The sequence below is a fragment of the Gemmiger formicilis genome, from assembly GCF_016901605.1.
GTDB classification, from domain to species: Bacteria; Bacillota; Clostridia; order Oscillospirales; family Ruminococcaceae; genus Gemmiger; species Gemmiger formicilis_B.
Genome location: NZ_JACJKP010001032.1, coordinates 1 through 217 on the forward strand (window position 1 = coordinate 1; position 217 = coordinate 217).

Genomic DNA, 217 nt, shown 5'->3' on the forward strand with positions numbered 1-217 from the left:
GTGTGATAACGACTGGCCAGATATGCATAATCCAATGTTTTGCGGCATTCGTTGCCAAGAATATCCATATAATATTCCGGCTGTAATGTGTCATCGGTCAGTGTCCCTGTCTTGTCCACACAAAGGGTATCCATACTGCCAAAACCCTGCATGGCATTGATATTTTTTACAATGGTCTGTTTGCGCCCCATGGACGCGCTTCCTTTGGCAAGACAGG

At 46.1% G+C, this 217-nt stretch carries 1 pseudogene; it reads right to left on the reverse strand.

The window, feature by feature from the left end:
- Positions 1-191 (reverse strand): annotated as a pseudogene (locus H6B10_RS17650) (HAD-IC family P-type ATPase); the annotation flags it as partial.
- Positions 192-217 lie beyond the last annotated feature (26 nt).